The 22896-nt window shown below is 41.7% G+C and carries 20 protein-coding genes, 1 tRNA gene and 1 pseudogene; 13 read left to right on the forward strand and 9 right to left on the reverse strand.

Features of this window, described 5'->3' with window-relative positions; genetic code table 11:
* Positions 1-220: 220 nt before the first annotated feature.
* The 8 genes from ACZMB2_RS11350 to dnaA form a co-directional block, all read right to left on the reverse strand.
* A tRNA-Ser gene (locus ACZMB2_RS11350) sits at positions 221-308 on the reverse strand.
* Between the two features lie 32 nt (positions 309-340).
* Positions 341-1057 carry a lysophospholipid acyltransferase family protein gene (locus ACZMB2_RS11355; RefSeq protein ID WP_487596842.1) on the reverse strand — a complete coding sequence of 239 codons (717 nt, stop codon included), beginning with the start codon at positions 1055-1057 and terminating at the stop codon, positions 341-343.
* Positions 1054-3582, reverse strand: a complete 2529-nt coding sequence (gene gyrA / locus ACZMB2_RS11360) for a DNA gyrase subunit A (RefSeq protein WP_487596873.1) — start codon at positions 3580-3582, stop codon at positions 1054-1056. Before gyrA ends, ACZMB2_RS11355 begins: the two co-directional genes overlap by 4 nt.
* Before the next feature lie 21 nt (positions 3583-3603).
* The gene (gene gyrB / locus ACZMB2_RS11365; protein WP_487596843.1) at positions 3604-5520 is read right to left on the reverse strand and encodes a DNA topoisomerase (ATP-hydrolyzing) subunit B; all 1917 of its coding nucleotides are present in this window, start codon (positions 5518-5520) and stop codon (positions 3604-3606) included.
* Between the two features lie 14 nt (positions 5521-5534).
* Positions 5535-6620: a DNA replication/repair protein RecF gene (gene recF / locus ACZMB2_RS11370; RefSeq protein WP_487596844.1), complete on the reverse strand. Its 1086-nt coding sequence runs from the start codon at positions 6618-6620 to the stop codon at positions 5535-5537.
* Between the two features lie 15 nt (positions 6621-6635).
* Positions 6636-6845: an RNA-binding S4 domain-containing protein gene (locus ACZMB2_RS11375; protein ID WP_487596845.1), complete on the reverse strand. Its 210-nt coding sequence runs from the start codon at positions 6843-6845 to the stop codon at positions 6636-6638.
* Positions 6846-6856: 11 nt separating this feature from the next.
* Positions 6857-7969, reverse strand: coding sequence for a DNA polymerase III subunit beta (gene dnaN, locus ACZMB2_RS11380; RefSeq protein WP_487596846.1), 1113 nt, complete (start codon positions 7967-7969; stop codon positions 6857-6859).
* A 287-nt stretch (positions 7970-8256) separates the two neighbouring features.
* The gene (gene dnaA / locus ACZMB2_RS11385) at positions 8257-9630 is read right to left on the reverse strand and encodes a chromosomal replication initiator protein DnaA (protein ID WP_487596847.1); all 1374 of its coding nucleotides are present in this window, start codon (positions 9628-9630) and stop codon (positions 8257-8259) included.
* A 315-nt stretch (positions 9631-9945) separates the two neighbouring features.
* Here dnaA and rpmH point away from each other — a divergent pair, with 315 nt between their 5' ends.
* The 8 genes and pseudogenes from rpmH to rsmG all read left to right on the forward strand — a co-directional run bounded on the left by rpmH (position 9946) and on the right by rsmG (position 16748).
* Complete coding sequence (rpmH, locus tag ACZMB2_RS11390) at positions 9946-10080, forward strand: 50S ribosomal protein L34 (RefSeq protein ID WP_117500048.1); 135 nt, start codon at positions 9946-9948, stop codon at positions 10078-10080.
* Positions 10081-10127: 47 nt separating this feature from the next.
* A complete protein-coding gene (gene rnpA / locus ACZMB2_RS11395; RefSeq protein ID WP_487596848.1) occupies positions 10128-10463 on the forward strand; it encodes a ribonuclease P protein component in 336 nt (111 codons plus the stop codon).
* Positions 10460-10669, forward strand: a complete 210-nt coding sequence (gene yidD / locus ACZMB2_RS11400; RefSeq protein WP_487596849.1) for a membrane protein insertion efficiency factor YidD — start codon at positions 10460-10462, stop codon at positions 10667-10669. The genes rnpA and yidD overlap by 4 nt, the downstream gene beginning before the upstream one ends.
* A gap of 17 nt (positions 10670-10686) precedes the next feature.
* A complete protein-coding gene (locus ACZMB2_RS11405; RefSeq protein WP_487596850.1) occupies positions 10687-11964 on the forward strand; it encodes a YidC/Oxa1 family membrane protein insertase in 1278 nt (425 codons plus the stop codon).
* 16 nt (positions 11965-11980) lie between these two features.
* A complete protein-coding gene (gene jag, locus ACZMB2_RS11410) occupies positions 11981-12712 on the forward strand; it encodes an RNA-binding cell elongation regulator Jag/EloR (protein WP_487596851.1) in 732 nt (243 codons plus the stop codon).
* A gap of 23 nt (positions 12713-12735) precedes the next feature.
* The gene (gene mnmE / locus ACZMB2_RS11415; RefSeq protein ID WP_487596852.1) at positions 12736-14115 is read left to right on the forward strand and encodes a tRNA uridine-5-carboxymethylaminomethyl(34) synthesis GTPase MnmE; all 1380 of its coding nucleotides are present in this window, start codon (positions 12736-12738) and stop codon (positions 14113-14115) included.
* A pseudogene (gene mnmG, locus ACZMB2_RS11420) lies at positions 14081-16023 on the forward strand (tRNA uridine-5-carboxymethylaminomethyl(34) synthesis enzyme MnmG). The gene mnmE and the pseudogene mnmG overlap by 35 nt, the downstream one beginning before the upstream one ends.
* 2 nt (positions 16024-16025) lie before the next feature.
* Entirely contained in the window at positions 16026-16748 is a 723-nt protein-coding gene (gene rsmG, locus ACZMB2_RS11425) for a 16S rRNA (guanine(527)-N(7))-methyltransferase RsmG (RefSeq protein ID WP_487596853.1), read from the forward strand.
* Between the two features lie 15 nt (positions 16749-16763).
* Here the strand turns inward: rsmG and ACZMB2_RS11430 are convergent, their stop codons facing one another.
* Positions 16764-17732 (reverse strand): alpha/beta hydrolase, encoded by a 969-nt coding sequence (locus tag ACZMB2_RS11430; protein WP_487596854.1) that lies wholly within the window; start codon positions 17730-17732, stop codon positions 16764-16766.
* 342 nt (positions 17733-18074) lie between these two features.
* On the opposite strand from ACZMB2_RS11430, the gene ACZMB2_RS11435 reads away from it, so the two are divergent.
* The 5 genes from ACZMB2_RS11435 (at position 18075) to ACZMB2_RS11455 (ending at position 22584) form a co-directional block, all read left to right on the forward strand.
* Positions 18075-18851 (forward strand): ParA family protein, encoded by a 777-nt coding sequence (locus ACZMB2_RS11435; RefSeq protein WP_487596855.1) that lies wholly within the window; start codon positions 18075-18077, stop codon positions 18849-18851.
* A complete protein-coding gene (locus ACZMB2_RS11440; RefSeq protein ID WP_487596856.1) occupies positions 18842-19747 on the forward strand; it encodes a ParB/RepB/Spo0J family partition protein in 906 nt (301 codons plus the stop codon). Before ACZMB2_RS11435 ends, ACZMB2_RS11440 begins: the two co-directional genes overlap by 10 nt.
* A 57-nt stretch (positions 19748-19804) precedes the next feature.
* The gene (locus ACZMB2_RS11445; RefSeq protein ID WP_487596857.1) at positions 19805-20338 is read left to right on the forward strand and encodes a DUF4446 family protein; all 534 of its coding nucleotides are present in this window, start codon (positions 19805-19807) and stop codon (positions 20336-20338) included.
* Between the two features lie 73 nt (positions 20339-20411).
* Complete coding sequence (gene serS / locus ACZMB2_RS11450) at positions 20412-21689, forward strand: serine--tRNA ligase (protein ID WP_487596858.1); 1278 nt, start codon at positions 20412-20414, stop codon at positions 21687-21689.
* A gap of 10 nt (positions 21690-21699) precedes the next feature.
* Positions 21700-22584 carry a DUF3881 family protein gene (locus tag ACZMB2_RS11455; protein WP_487596859.1) on the forward strand — a complete coding sequence of 295 codons (885 nt, stop codon included), beginning with the start codon at positions 21700-21702 and terminating at the stop codon, positions 22582-22584.
* Positions 22585-22896: the final 312 nt, after the last annotated feature.

Below are 22896 nucleotides of genomic sequence, written 5' to 3' on the forward strand. Positions count from 1 at the left end.
TGCTTTTGACTTATATAAGTTAAAGCTGTTCGTTTAAAAATTTTCAAAAAGAATTTTCGAAGATCTTTAAAGCACTATTTAATTATCAAGGTTCATTGTTTGTCTTTGTCATTCGTTCTCTCGCGACGACTTGACTATCTTATCATATCTCTTTTATCTTGTCAACAACTTTTTTCAATTTTTTTAATTTGTTTTTAGTTGTTATTTTGATAAAAGAAAACGGAGAAAGAGGGATTTGAACCCTCGCGCCGGTCACCCGACCTACACCCTTAGCAGGGGCGCCTCTTCAGCCACTTGAGTATTTCTCCGCGCCTCATTTCGCGACGCATTGTATATTATACTAACAGGTTGTGTAATTGTCAATAGTATTTTTGATTTTTTCTTTCACAATTTTTGCAACTTCTGTCGTCTTCAACATCTTGTATTCATCGTATGTAATCGGTTCCAGATAATGTATCTGTACATTTACATTTTCCGTAGAGCTGGTATCGAATGCTTTATAAGAATCAATAATGGCTACCGGTATAATGGGGCATTTTGCCTTCATGGCACATTTAAATGAACCGCCTTTGAATTCCCCTAGTTCATTTCCATCTCTGGATCTGGTACCCTCCGGGAAGATCAGGAAGTTTCTGCCTGCTGCCACATCCTGGCTCACCTGCTGAATCACCTTCATGGACTGACGCACATCTTCTCTGTCCAGTGCATAAGCTCCCATAATCTGAAAAACCTGTTTTAAGAAAAAGATGTCTTTCAGTTCTTTTTTCATGACAACAGAAAACAGACGCGGACAGGTATCAATGATTGCCAGCACATCATAAAGTCCTTGATGATTCGGATAAAACATAAAGCTTCCATCACGCGGGATATGTTCCGTACCATATGCCTTTACCGTCACATTGCCGCCCGCATTGGCATGTGCTACGATTTTTTTCAGCAGTGCCAGCTTTTTCTCCTCCGGTATGCTGTCCGTATGGGCCGCATACCAGAGAAGCTGACAAAACCAATATGGAACAAAGATGATATTACGGAATACCATCAATAAGATTCTTTTCATTCTTCAGACTCCGTTTCTGACTCTTCCATGGATTCTACAGACTCTTCAAATCCATCCTCCAGGTCATTATCCTGAGAAACTTCCTGTCTTACCTTTGCAATATTGGCTACCTTGATGCCTTCTTCCGCCTTGATGTCCATGAGTTTCACACCGGAAGTAATTCTCTTAAGAAGAGAAATATCATCACAGCCGGTACGGATTACGATTCCCTCATTGGTAATCATCATAATCTCATTGCCGTCATTGACTGCCTTGGCACCGATCACACAGCCGGTCTTATCCATAATCTTATAGCACTTCAGACCTTTACCGCCACGATTCTGTACATGGAATTCAGAGGTTAAAGTTCTTTTTCCGTATCCATTTTCAGAAACAATCAGAAGATACTCGCCCTGACGGTCAAGCTGCATGGCAACCACTTCATCATCTTCATCCAGATTCATACCAATAACACCCATGGAAACACGTCCTGTAGTACGTACATCGGTCTCATGGAACCGGATACTCATACCATTCTTCGTAATCAGAATCACGTCGTCATTACCATCGGTGATCTTCACCTCAATGAGCTCATCACCTTCACGGAGACTGATAGCCAGAAGACCTGTCTTCCGGATGTTGGAGTAATCCTTCATCTTCGTCTTCTTCACAATGCCGTCTCTGGTAGCCATAATGAGATAATTGGTTTCATCCCACTCTTTTACCGGAATGACTGCAGAGATCTTCTCACCCGGCTGCAGCTGCAGAAGGTTGATGATGGCAGTTCCCCTTGCGGTTCTTCCTGCCTCCGGAATCTCATAGGCCTTCATACGGTATGCCCGTCCGAAGTTGGTAAAGAACATCAGGTAATGATGCGTCGTGGTCATGAAGATCTCTTCAATAAAATCTTCATCCAGTGTCTGCATACCTTTAATACCCTTGCCGCCGCGGTTCTGGCTGCGGAAATTATCTACGGTCATACGTTTGATATATCCCAGATGTGTCATGGTAATGACAGAATCACTGACCGGAATCAGATCTTCCATACTCAGATCAAACTCATCATAACCAATCTTGGTTCTCCGGTCATCTCCGTATTTATCAGAGATCAGCATAATTTCCTCGCGGATTACACCGAGAAGCTTCTTCTCGTCCGCCAGGATGCCTTTCAGGTAATCAATCCGTGCCATCAGATCTTCATACTCTTTTTCAATCTTGTCGCGTTCCAGACCGGTCAGTGTACGCAGACGCATATCAACAATGGCCTGTGCCTGTACATCATCCAGTGCAAACTCCTCAATCAGGGAAGCTTTTGCAATCTGAACCGTCTGGGAACCGCGGATAATCTGGATCACACGGTCAATGTTATCCAGCGCAATGAGCAGGCCTTGTAAGATGTGGGCACGCTCTTCCGCTTTATTCAGTTCGTATTTGGTTCTTCTCGTTACAACATCTTCCTGATGTGCCAGATAATACTGCAGCATCTCCAGAAGATTTAATACTCTTGGTTCATTATCAACCAGAGCCAGCATAATAACACCAAACGTATCCTGCAGCTGTGTATGCTTATACAGCTGATTTAAAATCACATTTGGATTCACGTCTTTTCGAAGCTCGATATTGATTCTCATGCCTTCACGGCTGGACTCATCGGCAATATGGGTAATTCCGTCAATTCTCTTGTCTTTTACCAGCTCCGCAATCTTCTCAATCAGGCGGGCTTTATTAACCATATACGGAATTTCTGTGACAACGATCCGGTTCTTTCCATTTGGCATGGCTTCAATGTTGCTCACGGAACGTACCCTGATCTTTCCACGTCCGGTTCTGTAAGCTTCGTTGATTCCTGCTGTACCAAGGATCTCCGCACCTGTCGGAAAATCCGGTCCCTTTACAATATCCAGCACTTCGTCAATGCCAGTTTCTCTGTCCTCTTCAATACGATTATCAATAATCTTTACTACCGCACCAATAATCTCCCTCAGGTTGTGGGGCGGAATATTGGTTGCCATACCAACGGCAATACCGGAAGTTCCGTTTGCCAGAAGGTTCGGATATCTGGACGGCAGTACCGACGGCTCTTTCTCCGTTTCATCAAAGTTCGGTACAAAATCAACCGTATCTTTGTTAATGTCTGCCAGCATCTCCATGGAAATCTTGCTTAAACGTGCCTCAGTATAACGCATGGCAGCTGCACCGTCACCATCCACGGAGCCAAAATTTCCATGACCGTCTACTAACGGGTAACGGGTGGACCACTCCTGTGCCATATTAACCAGGGCTCCATAGATAGAGCTGTCTCCATGGGGATGATATTTACCCATGGTATCGCCGACAATACGGGCACATTTTCTGTGAGGCTTATCAGGTCCGTTATTCAGTTCTATCATAGAGTAGAGCACACGGCGCTGTACCGGTTTTAAACCGTCCCTGACATCAGGGAGCGCTCTGGACGCGATGACACTCATTGCATAATCAATGTAAGAGGTCTCCATGGTCTCTTTCAAGTCTACTTCATGAATTTTATCAAAAATATTATCTTCCATCATCTAATCCCCATATTCAGACTATATATCCAGATTCTTCACGTATTTCGCATTAGCTTCGATGAATTCTTTTCTCGGCTCTACTTTATCTCCCATCAGGGTAGTAAAGGTAAGATCAATCTCAGAGGTCTGCTCCTCATTCATGGTAACCCTTAAAAGCACACGACGCTCCGGATCCATGGTTGTCTCCCAGAGCTGCTCTGCATCCATCTCTCCCAGACCTTTGTAACGCTGAATCTTGTTGTTCTGATCGCGGCCGATCTCCGTCAGAATATCATTCAGTTCTTCATCACTGTAGGCATACCATACTTTTTTGTTCTTTTCTACCTTGTACAAAGGCGGCTGTGCCAGATACACATATCCCTGACGGATCAGCTCCGGCATAAACCGGTATAAGAAGGTTAAGAGCAATGTACTGATATGGGCACCGTCCACATCGGCATCCGTCATAATGATGATCTTGTGATATCTCAGTTTAGAAATATCAAAATCTTCATGAATACCGGTACCAAATGCCGTGATCATGGATTTAATCTCTTCATTCCCGTAAATACGGTCAAGACGTGCTTTCTCCACATTCAGAATCTTGCCTCGGAGCGGCAGGATTGCCTGGGTATTCCGGTTACGGGCCGTCTTCGCAGAACCGCCTGCGGAATCTCCCTCTACGATGTAGATCTCGCAGTTTACCGGATCCTTATCGGAACAATCTGCCAATTTTCCGGGCAGTGCAAACGTATCAAGAGCAGATTTTCTTCTGGTCAGATCTCTTGCCTTTCTGGCCGCCTCACGGGCTCTCTGAGCCAGAATAGACTTATCAAGGATCATCTTTGCCACCTGCGGATTCTGCTCCAGATAAACCGTCAGACGCTCGGATACAATGCCGTCTACTGCACTCTTTGCCTCCGTATTTCCAAGGCTGTGCTTGGTCTGTCCACCGAACTGGGGCTCACTGATCTTGACACTGATAATGGCTGTCAGTCCCTCACGGATATCTTCTCCTGAAAGGTTGTTTTCACTGTCTTTCAGAAGTTTATTTTTTCTTGCATAATCATTAAATGTCCTGGTCAGGGCATTCTTAAATCCGGTCAGATGAGTTCCGCCTTCATGGGTATTAATATTATTTACAAAGCTGTAGCAGTTCTCAGAATAAGAATCGTTGTGTTGGAATGCAACTTCCACCTGCACACCATCCTTCACGCCCTCGCAGTAAATAATGTCATCATAGATCGGCGTGGTACTCTTGTTCAAATACTGTACAAACTCCTGAATACCGCCTTCATAGTGGTACACCTTGGAAAGTACCGGCTCTACCCTCTCATCGGTCAAAGTAATCTTAAGCCCTTTGGTCAGGAATGCCATCTCACGCAGTCTGGTCTGCAGTGTCTTGAAATCGTATTCTGTCACCTCAAACATTGTCTCATCCGGAAGGAAGCTGACCGACGTACCAGTCTTACTTGGAAGACAGGTACCAACCACTTCCAGCGGATAACATACTTTGCCTCTCTCATACCGCTGTTTATAAATCTTTCCTTCGCTGTAAATGGTAACTTCCAGCCAGTCAGAAAGAGCATTTACAACAGAAGCTCCTACACCGTGAAGACCTCCTGATACCTTGTATCCTCCACCGCCGAATTTTCCGCCGGCATGCAGCACGGTAAATACGACTTCAACTGCGGGTTTTCCTGCTTTATGGTTAATACCTGTAGGAATTCCACGGCCATCATCCTCTACCGTGATCGAATTATCTTTATGAATGGTTACCTGTATATGGGTACAATACCCTGCAAGAGCCTCATCAATGGAATTGTCTACAATCTCATATACCAGATGATGAAGGCCTCTGAAAGATGTATCATCAATATACATTCCCGGTCTCTTTCTGACTGCTTCCAGTCCCTCCAAAATCTGAATTTGATCTGCTCCGTATTCGTTATTCATTGATCCGCCTCCTGTTAATTTTTCACAGTTACATTTCCACCGCTGACTTTATAAATCTTATTGACCGAAAAACGATGATTAATAAATTCATCCAATCCGGTACATGTAATCAATGTCTGTATATTTTCGATGCTGTTTAATAAATAGTTTTGCCTGCTGCTGTCCAGCTCAGACAATACGTCGTCCAGAAGAAGCACCGGTGTATCATGAACGCGACGCTTCACCAGCTCAATTTCAGACAGCTTCAAAGACAGAGCAGCAGTTCTCTGTTGCCCCTGAGATCCGAACTTGCGGATGTCAATATCATTTACCAGAAAGGAAAGGTCATCCCTGTGAGGCCCTGCGGTAGTGGTCTTCAGATGAATATCCCGATCCATGTGATCCTGAAGCTTTTGTTCCAGCTGATCTTCCTGTACATTGGCTTCATACCCCAGCACAATCTGTTCCTGTCCTCCAGACAGTTTCTGGTGAATTTCCTGAATGATTTCATTCAGTTCCTGTACAAAAAGTGTACGCCGCCGAATGATCTCCCTGCCATATTTTATCAGCTGTAGGTCCAGAATTTCAAGTACCTCTCTGTAATCCTGTCGAAAATGAATTTCTTTCAACAGTTTATTTCTTTGCAAAACGATTTTGTTATAATTGGCCAGTTCATGAAGGTAAACCTTATCTAGTTGACATAATTCTGAGTCGATAAATCGTCTTCTTTCAGACGGGCCGTTCTTTATAATGCACAGATCCTCCGGGGAAAAAAACACAAAATGTACCAGGCCAAAGAGTTCACTGGCCTTTCGAATCGGAATTCCATCTATGGCAATTCCCTTGGTTTTATTTTTTCTCAGATGAAGATCGATCTTATGATCCAGTCCATTCCTTTCCATGATGGTACAGATGTGGGCTTCTTCTTCCCCAAAATAAATCAGTTCCCGGTCTTTTGCGCTTTTATGTGATCTGGTTGTCCCGCTTACATAGACAGCTTCCAGAATATTTGTCTTTCCCTGGGCATTATCCCCATAGAAAATGTTCGTCTTCGGATCAAAATCAAGACTCAAATTTTTATAATTTCGATAATTCTGAAGACTAATAGATTTTATAAACATAATACCGCGCAGCTGTTATTTCACAATGCGGATGGTTTCTCCTTCAAAGGTCACCATATCCCCATCATAAAGCTTTTTTCCTCTCTGAACTTCCGTTTCGCCATTGACTTTTACAAGACCGTCCTGGATAACCAGTTTTGCATCCACACCGGAACCAACCAGTCCGGCTGCTTTTAATGCCTGGCCAAGTTTGATAAATTCATCTCTTAATTTAATTTCCTGCATATTTTCCATCCTTAATTTGCTGAAGCATTAAAATTTACTGGAAGAATCAAATAAACATATTTTTCTTCTTCATCCCTGATATAGCATGGAGCTTTCGGATTTACCATGTAAATTGTAACCTCTTCATCATCAATGACACGAAGGGCATCAATGAGAAATTTCGGATTGAAACCAATCAGAATATCTTTGCCCTCTTTTTGAATATCAATATCTTCTTTCATGGAACCCAGCTGGGAATTAATGCTGATCTCCATATTTTCATCAGTAATTCTAAATACAATCGGCTTTTTATCTCCTTCTTTTACCAGAAGAGTTGCACGATCGATACAACTTAACATCTCTTTTTTATTGATCACAAATTTTGTCTCATAATCACTGGAAAGCATCTGGTTAATCTTAAAATACTCTCCCTCAATAAGACGGGAAACAACAATCGTATTGTCAAATTCAAATACGATATGATTTCCGGTAAAGAAAATACGCACTTCATCTTCAGTTTCGCCAGATAAAATCTTGCTGACTTCCTGAAGTGATTTACCAGGAACAATGACTTTACGATCTGGATAGGAATCTTTTAACTCAATTTTACGGATAGAAATACGATGTCCGTCCAGTGATACAACTTTAAACTCATTGTTATGGACCTCAAAAAGTTCACCTGTCATCAGTTTATTGTTATCGTTATCCGCAATGGAGAAAATAGTCTGGCGAATCAGCTCTTTTAAGGTGAACTGAGAAATGGATATAAAATCCGTTTTTTCGATATAGGGGAGATAGGAAAAATCTTCACCGGATTTACCGGAAATATGGAAATTAGCTTTCTCACAGGTAATGGAAATCTGATAATTACTGTCACTATCAATGGTGACTTCATTGTCCGGAAGTTTACGGACAATCTCAGAAAATACTTTTGCATCAATGGCAATGATGCCTTTTTCTAAAATCTCACCTTCTACGATGGTTTCGATTCCAAGTTCCATATCGTTGGCTGTAAATTTAATTTCATTGGCAGAGGCATCTATAAGAATGCATTCCAGAATGGACATGGTGGTTTTAGATGGAACTGCTTTAGAAACAATGTTAACTCCTTTCAGGAGATTCGCTTTAGAGCAGATTAATTTCATGTGTATAACTCCTTTCGTGGGTGTATCTGTGTTTTTATGGTGTAAATCCGTCTTCATAGCCGTAGGGGGTGTGGATTTGTGAATAAGTCGTACAAGCCCTGTGGTAAAAGGATTTTTTCTGAAAAAATGAATGTGGAAATCTGCACATAAGCATGTGAAGAAACGGAGAGTTATAAACAGCCTCGAAAAACTGATCCACTTCTCCACATGTTATCTACATGATATTCACAAAAAAATGTTAATAAAAATCTGAGTTGCTTCCTATTATATAGGAGATTATCAAAAAATCAGCCTGCGCTGAGCTTTTTCTTGATGGTATCGATGTTGCTCTTCAGTGAAGAATCGCCCGAAGCCAGTTTGTCACGTACCTTGCTATCGCCACTGATAATCGTGGAATGGTCACGGTTTCCAAGGAGGATTCCGATGGCTTTATAGGAGGTATCGGTAATTTCACGGCATAAATACATGACAATCTGTCGTGGAACCACGATTTCCGAGTTTCGTTTTGAACCGATAATATCACTGGATGAAACTCCGTAGTGTTCTGCTACCACATCCAGGATGACCTGAGGGGTAACCTCGCGTTTGCTGTTCGGAGAAATAATATCTTTTAATACTTCCTCAGCCATGGAGATGTTGATTTCTCTTTTTTCCAAATTGGAAAGGGCAACCAGTTTATTTAGTGCGCCTTCCAGCTCACGAATGTTGGATTTGATATTGGTAGCAATATAGCGGATCACTTCATCATCAATATTGTAGCCATCCAGTTCCTCTTTTTTACGGAGAATGGCCATTCTGGTCTCGTAATCCGGTGAGGAAATATCAGCAATCAGACCCCATTCAAAGCGGGATTGTAACCTCGCTTCCAGTGTTTCCATGTCTTTTGGAGGACGGTCACTGGAGATAATGATCTGCTTATTGGCACTGTGAAGTGCGTTGAAGGTATGGAAAAATTCCTCCTGCGTACTTTCTTTTCCGATAATGAATTGGACGTCATCAATGAGAAGAACATCAATATTCCGGTATTTTTCACGGAATTTTGTCATACTGGTGTTATTTCCATTACGAATGGAATCGATCAGCTCATTCGTAAATACTTCAGAAGTTACATAAAGAACCTTTTTGGTCGGATCTTTCTGAAGAATATAATGGGCAACAGAGTGCATCAAGTGGGTTTTTCCCAGTCCAACGCCTCCATATAAGAACAGCGGATTATATTCTTTTCCCGGAGATTCCGCTACAGCCACAGAGGCCGCATGGGCAAACCGGTTGTTGCTGCCGATGACAAAAGTATCAAATGTATATTTTGGATTCAGATTGGTTTTCTTATCATCCATGGGAACAGGGGCAGGGATTTTCTTTGGCTGAGGAATATAAGCTTTTTCCTTGGAGGCTTCATCCTCAGTGATAATCTCGATCTCATATTCTTCTCCCATAGCTTCTGCAACTGCCACATAGAGAAAGATTTTATATTTATTTTCCACATAAGTAACAGCTTGTTCGAAGGGAGCCGTAATTTTCAGAACATGATCTTCGATTCTGAATATCTTCAGAGGAAGCAGCCATGTTTCGAATGCTACTTTCGATAAGTCATTTTCCCGCCGGATGGTCTGCAGGATTCCGTCCCATTTTTCAGTTAATAGTTCCAGTTGTGTATCCATATCCCTTTTCTCCCAAGTTGTTGATAAAAAGAATTGCCAGGGTGTGGAAAACTAGAAAAACCATATTTTTCACACCTGCAAAGCGGCTAGTCTCTCAAGGTAAATAATACAATAAATTTGCTGAGATATCAAGCCGTAACGGGGAAAAAGAGGTTATATACACAAATTATCCACAAGTTATCCACAAAAATGTGGAAAACTTTTTTAAAATAAAAAAATGCCGGATTTACTTGACTTCCTGAGGGTCTCTGCGTATAATTGAAATAGTGTTTTTTAACATATGGTAGTATTGGAATAAGTAAGGAGGTGCCCTTTATGAAAATGACATTTCAGCCGAAGAAACGTTCCAGAGCGAAAGTTCACGGATTCAGAGCAAGAATGAGTACTCCGGGAGGAAGAAAAGTTTTAGCAGCTAGAAGATTAAAAGGAAGAAAGCAGTTATCAGCGTAGGCCGCATATATGTGGCCTTTTCTTCTAGGCTTTTATAAGGAGTATCAATGAAATTTTCGGAGTCATTGAAACGAAATGCTGATTTCCAGAATGTATATAAGAACGGGAAGTCTTATGCCAACCGTTATCTTGTTATGTATGTTCTGGAAAATCAGACAGGCCGCAACCGGCTTGGAATATCGGTCAGCAAAAAGGTTGGAAACAGTATTGTAAGACACAGGGTAACCAGGCTGATCAGGGAAAGTTACCGACTACAGGAAGACATGTTCAATAGTGGTTTGGATATGGTAGTCATCGCAAGGAAGAGTGCAAAGGATAAGACCTGCCAGGATATTGGAAGTGCACTGCAGCACTTGGGAAAGCTTCATGGAATATTAGTATGAAAACAATTATGATTTATCTGATTCGATTTTATCAGAAATATTTATCACCGTTAAAAAGCACGAAATGCCCTTATATACCAAGCTGCTCCCAATACGGACTGGAAGCCATTCAGAAATATGGAGCGGTGAAGGGCAGTTTACTGGCATTATGGAGAATATTGAGGTGCAATCCTTTTTCTAAAGGAGGATATGACCCAGTTCCATAAATTGAAGGAGGTTTATTTTGACAGGTATTGTATTGACCCAGAACAGTACATTCATTATTGGGGATGTGGCAAGAATTCTTGGCTGGATTATGAACGCACTGTTTAATTTTCTTGATGGTGTATTTGGTATCCAGAATATTGGTTTATGTATTATTTTATTTACGATTATTATCTATCTTCTGATGCTGCCGTTGACAATCAAGCAGCAGAAGTTTTCCAAATTCTCTGCAAAGATGAATCCGGAGATACAGGCAGTTCAGAAGAAGTATCAGAATAAAAAAGATGAAGCGTCCATGATGGCTATGAATGAAGAAACCAAAGCAATCTACACCAAGTATGGCGTTTCACCAACGGGAAGCTGTGTACAGCTGCTGATTCAGATGCCGATTTTGTTTGCTCTGTATCAGGTAATTATGAGAGTACCAGCTTATGTAACCGGTGTCAAAGATGTGTTCACGGAGCTTGCTACCGAGATCATGAATACCGCAGGTGGAGTGGAATTCATGCAGGAGCTGAGTAAAAATGGCGCCATGACCGCATATGTTGGAAAAGATTTCACCCAGATGAACACGGTTGTGGATGTGCTGTATCGGCTGCAGGAGACAGGAAAAGCAACCTGGGATATGCTGGCTGATCAGTTCCCGAACATGACTGCACTGATTGACAGCACGCATGCTTCTATCAGCCATCTGAATGATTTCGTTCTGATTAATATTGCAAACTCACCGATGAATATGATCAAATCCGGATTTACGACAGGACAGTATCTGATGGTATTCGGTGCAATTCTGGTTCCGGTTCTGGCAGCACTGACTCAGTGGCTCAACGTTCGTATGATGCCGCAGCCGTCTTCAGGAAACGGGAACGATTCCATGAATGCGACCATGAAGTCCATGAACATGATGATGCCGCTGATGTCTGCATGGTTTTGTTTATCACTTCCTGCAGGTATGGGACTTTACTGGATCATGGGTGCAGTGGTAAGAGGAATTCAGCAGTTCCTGATTAATAAGCATCTGGACAAGCTGGATATTGATGCTATTATGAAGGCGAATGTAGAGAAGAACAACCGTCTTCGTGAGAAGAAAGGTCTTCCTGCTCAGAATATTACAAATATTGCAAAAGCAGATACCCGTACCGTTGATTCTCAAAGCAGAATTAAGAAAATGACGGAAGAAGAGAAGAAAGCAGCCATGGAGGCAGCTACAAACTATTATAAGAATGCAGAAAAACCGGGAAGTCTTGCATCCAAAGCAGACATGGTTCGCAAGTTTAACGAAAAGACCAAAAAATAAGGAGGAGGAACCGGGGATGGAATACAGAGAGTTTACGGGGAAAACAGTAGAAGATGCTGTCATGGAAGCTGCCATTAAGCTGGAGACAACTTCTGACAGAATGGAATATGAAGTTCTGGAAAAAGGAAGTAATGGTTTTCTTGGTATCGGCAGCAAACCAGCCAGAATCCGTGCACGCAAAGTGATGGAAACTGCAGAACGTGCAGAAAAATTCCTGATGGATGTATTAGAGGCGATGGATCTGAAAGCAACCGTGAGCATGGAAGAGAATAAAGAAGAGAGAACACTTGATATTGATCTTGCCGGTGATGATATGGGGGTATTGATTGGCAAGAGAGGTCAGACACTGGATTCTCTTCAGTATCTGGTAAGCCTGGTCGTTAATAAAGGGGAAGATGATTATATCCGTGTAAAAGTAGATACGGAAAATTATCGACAGAGAAGAAAAGATACTCTGGAAAATCTTGCAAAGAATATTGCTTCTAAAGTACGCAGAACCGGAAAACCGGTAACATTGGAACCAATGAATCCCTATGAGAGAAGAGTGATTCACTCCGCACTGCAGAATGACCGTTATGTGGAAACGCACAGTGAAGGAGAAGAACCGTTCCGTAAAGTAGTGGTATCTCTGAAAGAGGGAGTTCAGCTGAGAGAAAATAACCGGTATCGTCGTTACAACAATGGACCGGGAAGACGCAGCGGTAATTACAATCGAAACAAAGACAAAAGGGGTGGAGGACGCGAATAAGCGTCCTCTTTTTGGTGAATGGCATGTATAAAAGTGATACAATTGCGGCAATTGCGACACCGATGACCGGAGCGGGAATTGGTGTAATCCGAATCAGCGGGGAAGATGCATTTTCTATTGGAGAGAAAATGTTTCGTCCGTATAAAGAAGGAAAAGTATTGTCAGAGCAGCCGTCCTATACCATTCATTATGGAACGATTGTGGATGGAGAAGAGACCATTGATGAAGTGATCGTACTGCTGATGAAAGGTCCTCACAGCTATACGGCGGAAGATACAGTGGAAATTGACTGTCATGGCGGCGTATTTGTAATGAAAAAGGTGTTGGAACTGGCCATCCGCTGTGGAGCAAGACCTGCAGAACCAGGAGAATTTACAAAACGCGCGTTTTTAAATGGACGAATTGATCTGTCCCAGGCGGAAGCGGTGATGGATGTGATCGACGCAAAAAACAACTATGCATTGAAAAGCTCTGTCCGTCAGCTGAAAGGATCTCTTCAGCGGAAGATTAAAGAAATGCGGGAAGAAATTCTCTATGAAATTGCATTTATTGAATCTGCATTGGACGATCCGGAACATATCAGTCTTGATGGATACACACAAAAGCTTGGGGATAAGGTGGATAACCTTCTGAAAAATGCAGACCAGCTGTTGATTTCTGCCCAAAATGGCAGAATTTTAAAAGAAGGAATCCGTACAGTGATTATCGGAAAGCCAAATGCAGGTAAATCTTCTTTGATGAATGTACTGGTGGGAAGTAATCGGGCCATTGTAACGGATATGGCTGGAACTACCAGAGATATTCTGGAAGAGCAGATTCAGTTAAAAGGGTTGAGTCTTCATATTGTGGATACGGCCGGTATTCGGAAAACAGACGACCCGGTGGAAAAGATTGGAGTGGAACGGGCAAAAGAAGCAGTACAGGATGCGGATTTAATTCTGTATGTAGTTGACAGTTCTGCACTTTTGGATGAAAATGATGAGGAGATTATCTCTTTTTTGCAGGATGAAAATGTCATTGTCTTATTGAACAAGACAGATCTTGCTACGGTAACCGGTCCGGAAGAAATTCAGAAAAAACTTTCCAAACCTTCGGTATGCATTTCAGCAAGAGAGGAGACCGGAATGGATGAATTATCTGATCTGATTGAATCCATGTTTTTGTCCGGTAATATTTCCTTTAATGACCAGGTGTATCTGACGAACATCCGTCATCAGACTGCTATGAGAAATGCGAAGGAAAGTTTGGAGAAGGTTAAGGAAAGTCTGGAGCTTGGTATGCCGGAAGACTTTTTCTCCATTGATTTGATGGATGCTTACGAAACACTTGGATCTATTATCGGTGAATCGGCAGGGGAAGATCTGGTCAATGAGATTTTCAGTAAATTTTGTATGGGTAAATAGGGAGGAACCAAGATGCCCTTTTTGGAAGAAAATGTAGATGTAGTAGTAGTAGGTGCCGGACATGCCGGATGCGAGGCAGCTCTGGCCTGCGCAAGACTCGGATTAGAGACCGTTATCTTTACGGTCAGTGTGGACAGTATTGCACTGATGCCCTGTAATCCCAATATTGGAGGTAGTTCCAAGGGACATCTGGTGCGGGAATTGGATGCTCTGGGTGGAGAGATGGGTAAAGTGATTGATAAAACCTTTATTCAGTCAAAAATGCTGAATGTATCAAAAGGACCAGCTGTTCATTCCCTTCGCGCTCAGGCTGATAAGGCAGAATACAGTCGCGCCATGCGTCAGGTGCTGGAAAATACCGATCATCTCCAGATTGTGCAGGGAGAAGTGACGGAAATAATGGTCGAGAATGGAGCTGTCACGGGTGTCAGACTATATTCTGGTGCTATTTATCATGCGAGAGCGGCAGTTTTGTGTACGGGAACATACTTAAAAGCACGCTGTATTTATGGTGATGTAAGCACTTATACGGGTCCAAATGGTCTTCAGGCAGCAAATTACCTGACAGATTCTCTGAAAAAGCTGGGAATTGAGATGTATCGCTTTAAAACCGGAACACCAGCGAGAATCGATAGCCGCTCCATTGATTACAGTAAGATGGAAGAGCAGTTTGGTGACAAGAGAGTGGTGCCCTTTTCCTTTACAACGGATCCGGAATCCGTACAGATTGAGCAGGCATCCTGTTGGTTGACTTATACAAATGAAAAGACTCATGAGATTATCCGAAATAATCTGGACCGGTCTCCATTGTATTCCGGTATGATTGAAGGAACTGGTCCGAGATATTGCCCTTCTATTGAGGATAAAGTGGTTCGGTTTGCAGATAAGAACCGACATCAGGTCTTTATAGAGCCAGAAGGTCTTTATACGAATGAAATGTATGTGGGCGGTATGTCCAGTTCTCTTCCTGAAGATGTGCAGCACGAAATGTATCATTCAGTTGCCGGACTTGAGCATGCAAAAATTGTGAAAAATGCTTATGCGATAGAGTATGATTGTATTAACCCAAGGCAGCTTTATCCGACTTTGGAGTTTAAAAACATTCATGGATTGTTCAGCGGAGGACAGTTTAATGGAAGTTCCGGATATGAGGAAGCAGCCAGTCAGGGCCTGGTAGCCGGAATCAATGCAGCGTTGGAAGTACTGGGGCGTGAGCAGATTGTCATTGATCGTTCCCAGGGTTATATTGGCGTACTTATTGATGATCTGGTAACGAAGGAAAATCACGAACCTTATCGAATGATGACTTCTCGCTCTGAATATCGATTGCTGCTCAGACAGGATAACGCAGATCAGAGACTGACACCTCTTGGACATGAGGTGGGATTGATTGATGAGCAGCGTTATCAGAAACTGCTCACAAAAATCAGTATGATTGAGCAGGAAAAAGAAAGACTGGAATCTACCATGGTGGGTGGCTCCAAGGAAGTCCAGGCATTTCTGGAGAAGCATGAGAGTACTACGCTGAAAACGGCTGCTTCACTGGCGGAGATTTTAAGACGTCCGGAAATGAAATATGAATATCTGCAGGAAATTGATCCGGAATGGCCGAATCTGCCGCAAGATGTTTGTGAGCAGGTAGAAATTGATATTAAATATGACGGATATATCAAACGTCAGTTGAAACAGGTAGAACAGTTTAAAAAATTGGAAAGCAAAAAACTGCCGGAAGATATTAATTATGCAGAAATTAAGAGCCTTCGAATAGAAGCAGTACAAAAATTGAATTTATGTAAACCAATATCCGTTGGACAAGCATCCAGAATATCCGGAGTATCTCCGGCAGATATTTCCGTACTTCTTGTCTATCTGGAACAACATAGAGGAAATCATCAGAAGGAATCATAACTATGGAAGAAAAATTAGCCTATATCAAACAGAAAATGGCACATCTGGATATCACATTGACAGATCAGATGGCGGAACAGCTGTATCGCTACTATGAACTTCTGGTAGAGTGGAATTCTTTTATGAATTTGACTGGAATTACCGAGTTTGAAGAGGTTGTTCAGAAACATTTTGTGGATAGTCTGTCGATTGTGAAGGTAAAAAATATGAATGAGGTGGATAACCTCATTGATGTGGGTACCGGAGCAGGTTTTCCGGGACTCCCATTGAAAATAGTGTTTCCCAATATCCAGGTAACGTTGTTGGATTCCCTAAATAAACGAATTGACTTCTTAAATGAAGTCATTCGCCAGACAGGACTGGAAAATATCGAAACAATTCATGGAAGGGCAGAAGATTTTGCAAAACCAGGACTGAAACGAGAGGTTTATGATCTCTGTGTTTCCAGAGCAGTGGCAAATCTGGCAACTTTATCGGAATATTGTCTCCCCTATGTGAAAATTGGAGGTGAATTTATTCCCTATAAGTCAGGAGAGATCGAAGAAGAACTGCAGGATGCAAAAGGTGCGGTCTTTTTACTGGGAGGAAAGGTAGAAAGCTGTGAAAACTTTGATTTGCCTGGGTCAGATATCCATCGCTCGTTGGTACGAATCAAAAAAGTTGGTGGATGCCCCAAAAAGTATCCGAGAAAGGCAGGTATGCCGACAAAAACCCCGCTTCATTAGAAGCGGGGCATTTTTTTACTCTTCTGGAGAAAGATAGAGTTGCAAATATTTCAAAATTTCGTTTGGTGTTTCCAATTGAGGAAGTCGTTTCACATAATCCAGGTATTCGACCTCAATTGCCGGGTTATAATACTGATATTCTTTCATTTTCTTATGCATATCCGGAAGTTCCGCACTGCAGAGAATATGAATATTCTTATTGATGGATTTCAAAGAACGGATAATATTAGCATTTATATATCGTCCGACCTGACTAATGTGGAGGTTTTTCGCGGAAAGACCTCCTAAATGTGCGGATTCGTAGTAATAATCTACCAGAGCATCGGAAAATTTGTCTTTATCATAAAAATAATCATCTTCGAAGGTTTTTTCTATGAGTTTTCTGGTAGTCAGCATGTTGTAAATAAAAGTTCCAATGATTTTTAGCTTCAAAATGAAGACTGCGGATTTGGTTCGTTTGGATGGAGCCTTGCGGAAAGTTCGGATACTCTCTGGATTAATCAGAATCAGGTCTTCAAAGGCATTTTCATTGATGCCACATGCTTCTATAACAAATGCAGCTGAATTTCCGGTGGCAATGACAAAAGCTCTCTTTTTAATGATATCATGGATAAAGTCGTTGACCAACTGGGTGTACATGTAACTGGTATAGATGATGGAAGGATGTTCCGATAAACCGCATCCTGGAAGATCAATCAGATAAACGGTATTGGTTTTTGATAATTCCGGTACCAGGTAAGCCCATTCAATGGAAGAACTTCCGGGTGTCAGGTCATGAATTAAAAGTAAGGGATTTCCCTCACCGGATACACTATAGCTTATATCACCGAATCGCCAATGGTAAGTTTCTTTTTTTCGATGATCCAGGAGTTCTTTGCTGGTAGCAAGCTTTTCAATGATTTTATTTATTGCAAAAAGAGTTCCAAGGGAACTGCTGAGTAAAGCAGATAGAGTAAGAAATATTGTAAGTTTTTTGTTTTTCAAGGTATTCGCTCCTTTCTATATAGGTATATTTTATCTCATATCGTCTAATTCGGCAACTCTAAAGTTGTGTTTCACGTGAAACATTGAAGGAAATACACAAAAGTGACAATATGTGAAAGGAACGTCCGCAGTCCCGGTACTTCCTGAGAATGAGTCGTAGACGATATTCGAAGGTTAGTACCGCTGGATCGAGGACTTAGTGCGAACGGTTCCGCTCACATATTCTCACTTCTTTTCATATCCTCAATGTTTTACAATAAAAAACTTAATATCATGTTTCACGTGAAACGTTGTTGTGCTATAATAAAAATAATTTGAAGAAAAAGTATAAAGGAGAACAAAGTGGGACGAATAATTGCGATTGCAAATCAGAAGGGTGGCGTAGGAAAGACTACAACATCCATTAATTTATCAGCCTGTCTGTCAGAACTTGGTCAGAAAGTGCTGACTGTCGATATTGATCCCCAGGGAAATACTACAAGTGGACTTGGCGTAGATAAAAATGCCGTAGAAAATAATGTCTATGATCTATTACTTGGAGAATGCGGTATTAAAGACTGTATTGTAGAAACTGAAATAGAAAATCAGTCATTAATTGCTTCTAATGTAAATCTTGCCGGGGCAGAGATTGAGCTGATTGGAATAGAAGAAAAGGAATATATTTTAAAGAAAGCATTAAATAAGGTAAGAAAAAAATATGATTTCATCATTATTGACTGTCCTCCTTCCTTAAATATGCTGACGGTCAATGCATTAACTGCGGCAGATACCGTGTTAGTGCCAATTCAGTGTGAATATTATGCATTGGAAGGATTAAGCCAACTGATTCATACAATAGAGCTGGTACAAGAACGATTGAATCCAAAACTGGAGATAGAAGGCGTGGTATTTACCATGTATGATGCCAGAACCAATCTATCTCTTCAGGTTGTAGAAAATGTAAAAGGGTATTTACATCAGAATATTTATAAAACGATTATTCCGAGAAATGTACGACTGGCAGAAGCACCAAGCCATGGCCTGCCCATTAATTTATATGATACCAGATCAGCAGGTGCGGAGAGTTATCGGATGCTGGCACAGGAAGTGCTTCATAAAGGAGAAGAAGAATGGCAGTAAAGCGTGGTGGACTTGGAAAAGGACTGGACAGTTTGATCCCGGATACCGGAAAAGTATCAGAAAAAGAAAAAAAAGTAAAAGTTGTTGAGAAAGTAGTAGAAAAGGTTGTGGAGAAACCCATTGAGATCAAATTGAAGATCAATCAGGTAGAACCGAATCGGGAGCAGCCTCGTAAAAATTTTGATGAGGAAGCACTGCAGGAATTGGCAGAGTCTATTAAGCAGTTCGGCATTCTGCAGCCGTTGATTGTTCAGAAACGGGATGATTACTATGAGATCATTGCCGGTGAGAGAAGATGGCGTGCTGCCAAGCTGGCAGGATTAAAAGAAGTCCCGGTTGTGATCCGTGAAATGACGGAGCAGGAAATTGTAGAGATTTCCCTGATTGAAAATATCCAGAGAGAGAACCTGAATCCCATTGAAGAAGCGGCTGCTTACAAACGGCTGCTCACGGAATTCAATCTCAAACAGGAAGAAGTAGCCGAGCGCGTATCTAAGAGCAGAACCGCAGTCACTAATTCCATGCGTCTGCTCAAGCTGGATGAGCGGGTACAGCAGATGGTCATTGAGGGAATGCTTTCTACCGGTCATGCGAGAGCACTTCTTGCCATTGAAGATGGAGAGCTACAGTTCCAGACTGCAACGAAAATCTACAACGAAAAGCTCAGCGTGCGTGATGTAGAGAAGTTGGTAAAGAATCTTGGAAAAGAAAAGACTGCAAAGAAAGAAGAAAATACACAGCAGGCAGCTGTTTTTCAGGATCTGGAAGAAAAGATGAAGGCTGCACTGGGTACAAAAGTTTCCATAAACCGGAAAAATGATCAAAAGGGTAAGATTGAGATCGAATATTATTCCATGGATGAACTGGAACGTTTGATGGAAATTTTAATGAAATAAGGTAACATAAGTGAATAAAATTTAATATTTAGATAACATAACGAAGGAGAAAATGAAATGAATAGTATGATTTCAATCTTTCTGACATCCAACGGAATCGATCCATTCTATGTAAAAGCAGGAATTTTGGCAGTACTTTTACTGATGATCTTTATTTTAATGATTATGCAGATTAAACTGATGGGAAAGTTTAAAAAACTGTACCAAACTTATGACCGTTTTATGCGGGGAAAAAATATGGAATCCATGGAAGAGACAGTACTGGCACAGTTTGAGAGAATCGAGGCGTTGGAAAAATCCAATGAAGAAAAAGACAGACAGATTGAGTCTATTTTTGAAAACCTGCAGCATGTCTATCAGAAAACCGGATTGGTAAAGTATGATGCATTTCGTGAAATGAGCGGAAAATTAAGCTACGCGCTGACACTGTTAGATAAGGAAAATAATGGTGTGATGATTAATTCCATGTACAGTCGTGAAGGCTGCTACTCTTATGTAAAAACGATCGTGGGCGGCAAATGCAGCATCGAAATGTCAGAGGAAGAGCAGGAAGCCTTAAAAATCGCAGTAAATAAGGAAAAATTCGAGTAATAAGACCTTGCATTCTTGATGAATAGCAGATAATATAAATAGGATAGGTTCAACGAGAACACAGGAGGATGTTATGTTAGATTTAAAATTTGTCAGAGAAAATCCCGATATTGTAAAACAGAATATCAAAAATAAATTCCAGGATCAGAAACTTCCGCTGGTAGATGAAGTCATCGCACTGGATGCAGAGAGAAGAGCTGCACAGCAGGAAGCAGACCAATTAAGAAGTGAGAAAAATAAGATTTCCAAACAGATCGGTGCTTTGATGGCACAGGGTAAGAAGGAAGAGGCAGAAGAGGTAAAAAAACAGGTTGCAGCTGATGCCAAAAAACTGGAAGAATTGTCTGTAAAAGAAAAAGAACTGGATGAGAAAGTAACCAAGATCATGATGACCATTCCGAATATCATTGATCCGAGCGTTCCGATTGGAAAGAATGATACGGAGAACGTAGAGGTACAGAGATACGGAGAGCCGGTAGTTCCGGATTTTGAAATTCCATATCATACCGAGATTATGGAGCGTTTCAATGGTATTGATCTTGACAGTGCCAGAAGAGTAGCAGGAAATGGATTCTATTATCTGATGGGAGATATTGCAAGACTTCATTCCGCAGTTATCTCCTATGCAAGAGATTTCATGATTAACCGTGGATTTACTTACTGTGTACCGCCTTTCATGATCCGCAGCAATGTCGTAACCGGTGTTATGAGTTTCGCAGAGATGGATGCTATGATGTACAAGATTGAGGGCGAGGATCTTTACCTTATTGGTACCAGTGAGCATTCTATGATTGGTAAATTTATTGATCAGATTATTCCGGAAGAGAAACTTCCTTATACATTAACCAGTTATTCTCCATGTTTCCGTAAAGAGAAGGGTGCACACGGAATCGAGGAGAGAGGTGTATACAGAATTCATCAGTTTGAGAAACAGGAAATGATCGTAGTCTGCAAACCGGAAGACAGCAAGATGTGGTTTGACAAGCTGTGGCAGAATACCGTAGATCTGTTCCGTTCTATGGATATTCCGGTTCGTACTCTGGAGTGCTGTTCCGGTGATCTGGCAGATCTGAAAGTAAAATCTGTAGACGTAGAGGCATGGTCTCCGAGACAGAAAAAATACTTTGAAGTAGGAAGCTGTTCAAATCTGGGTGATGCTCAGGCAAGAAGACTGAAGATCCGTGTAGACGGTGAGGATGGAAAATATTTTGCTCACACATTAAACAACACTGTTGTTGCTCCACCTCGTATGCTCATCGCATTTCTGGAGAATAACCTTCAGGCAGATGGCAGTGTCCGTATTCCGGAAGTACTGCGTCCGTACATGGGCGGAATGACAGAGATCAGATAGGAGGTATCTCTTGCATCGGTATCTAAGGGCAGTTGGTTTCAGCAAGGTTCACAAAAGAGAAGAGTATGACACTCTGGCTCAGTTTGCCGCAGAATTCTATCAGTCCGAAGAAACAACGGTAACTGCAGATGGAGAAGAATTTGCTGAACGCAAGAAAGCATTTGCTGACCAGATGGGACTTTTGACCAGAGGTGTCTATGATGAGCAGGATCAATATCATATGGATTATTGCATCCCGTATTTTTCAGGAAAAGCGGAACGATTCTATGAAGATATGAATTTCGAAAGACTCGCTGAAAAAGAAGCTTACTGCGGCGTTTGCGATGATATGAATCTTGGAGTAACACTGATATTTTATCTGCAGAATGTGTCAGAGTATTTAAATAAGCAAAGATATGGAAGATCAGATTCTTTTTCTGCTTCTGTGATATTGTCAGGATTATCGGTCGAAGGAAAGATTCTCATGCCTGTTTATCAGAAAACACCGGTTGTGTCGGAGATTAAATCCAGTCAGGAACGATCCAAGATGATTCAGGCAGCCCGGGATGGAGATGAAGATGCTATCGAAAATCTGACACTGGAAGATATGGATACCTATTCCATGATTTCCAGAAGAATTGCAGATGAGGATGTATTTTCCATCGTAACGACGCACTTTATGCCATGTGGTGTGGAATGCGATCATTACAACATCATGGGAGATATTCTTGATGTGGAACTTCGGGAGAATAATAAGACCGGAGAAAAGATTTATGTGATGACCATTGAGTCAAACAGCATCGTTTTGGATGTCTGCATCAATGAGCAGGATCTGTTGGGAGTACCAGAGAGGGGAAGACGATTCCGCGGAATAATCTGGCTCCAGGGACTTGTGCATTTTGAAGAAAAATGGTAAGATAAAACATGGCTTCTGAATAAGGAGCCATGTATTTGTCTCCTTAGTTAAATGGATATAACGGGGTCCTCCTAAGAAGTAACCATAATTAAAGCCGTGGAACTTAAAAAGGTGGTAACAAAGAGTCCGATTTGAACAATGGCATATAGAAATGTCGAAATAAGAAATCAGATGATTCATCACGAAAGTGATTGAGTTCATAAAGAAGGTCACCGTAACCGAAGAGGCTGAAAAAGCCCGAAAATACGGCATTTGTTCCCATAGTTAAATGGATATAACAAGCGCCTCCTAAGAGAAAGCCGAGGCATTCCC

The organism is Hominiventricola sp. (assembly GCF_057604405.1).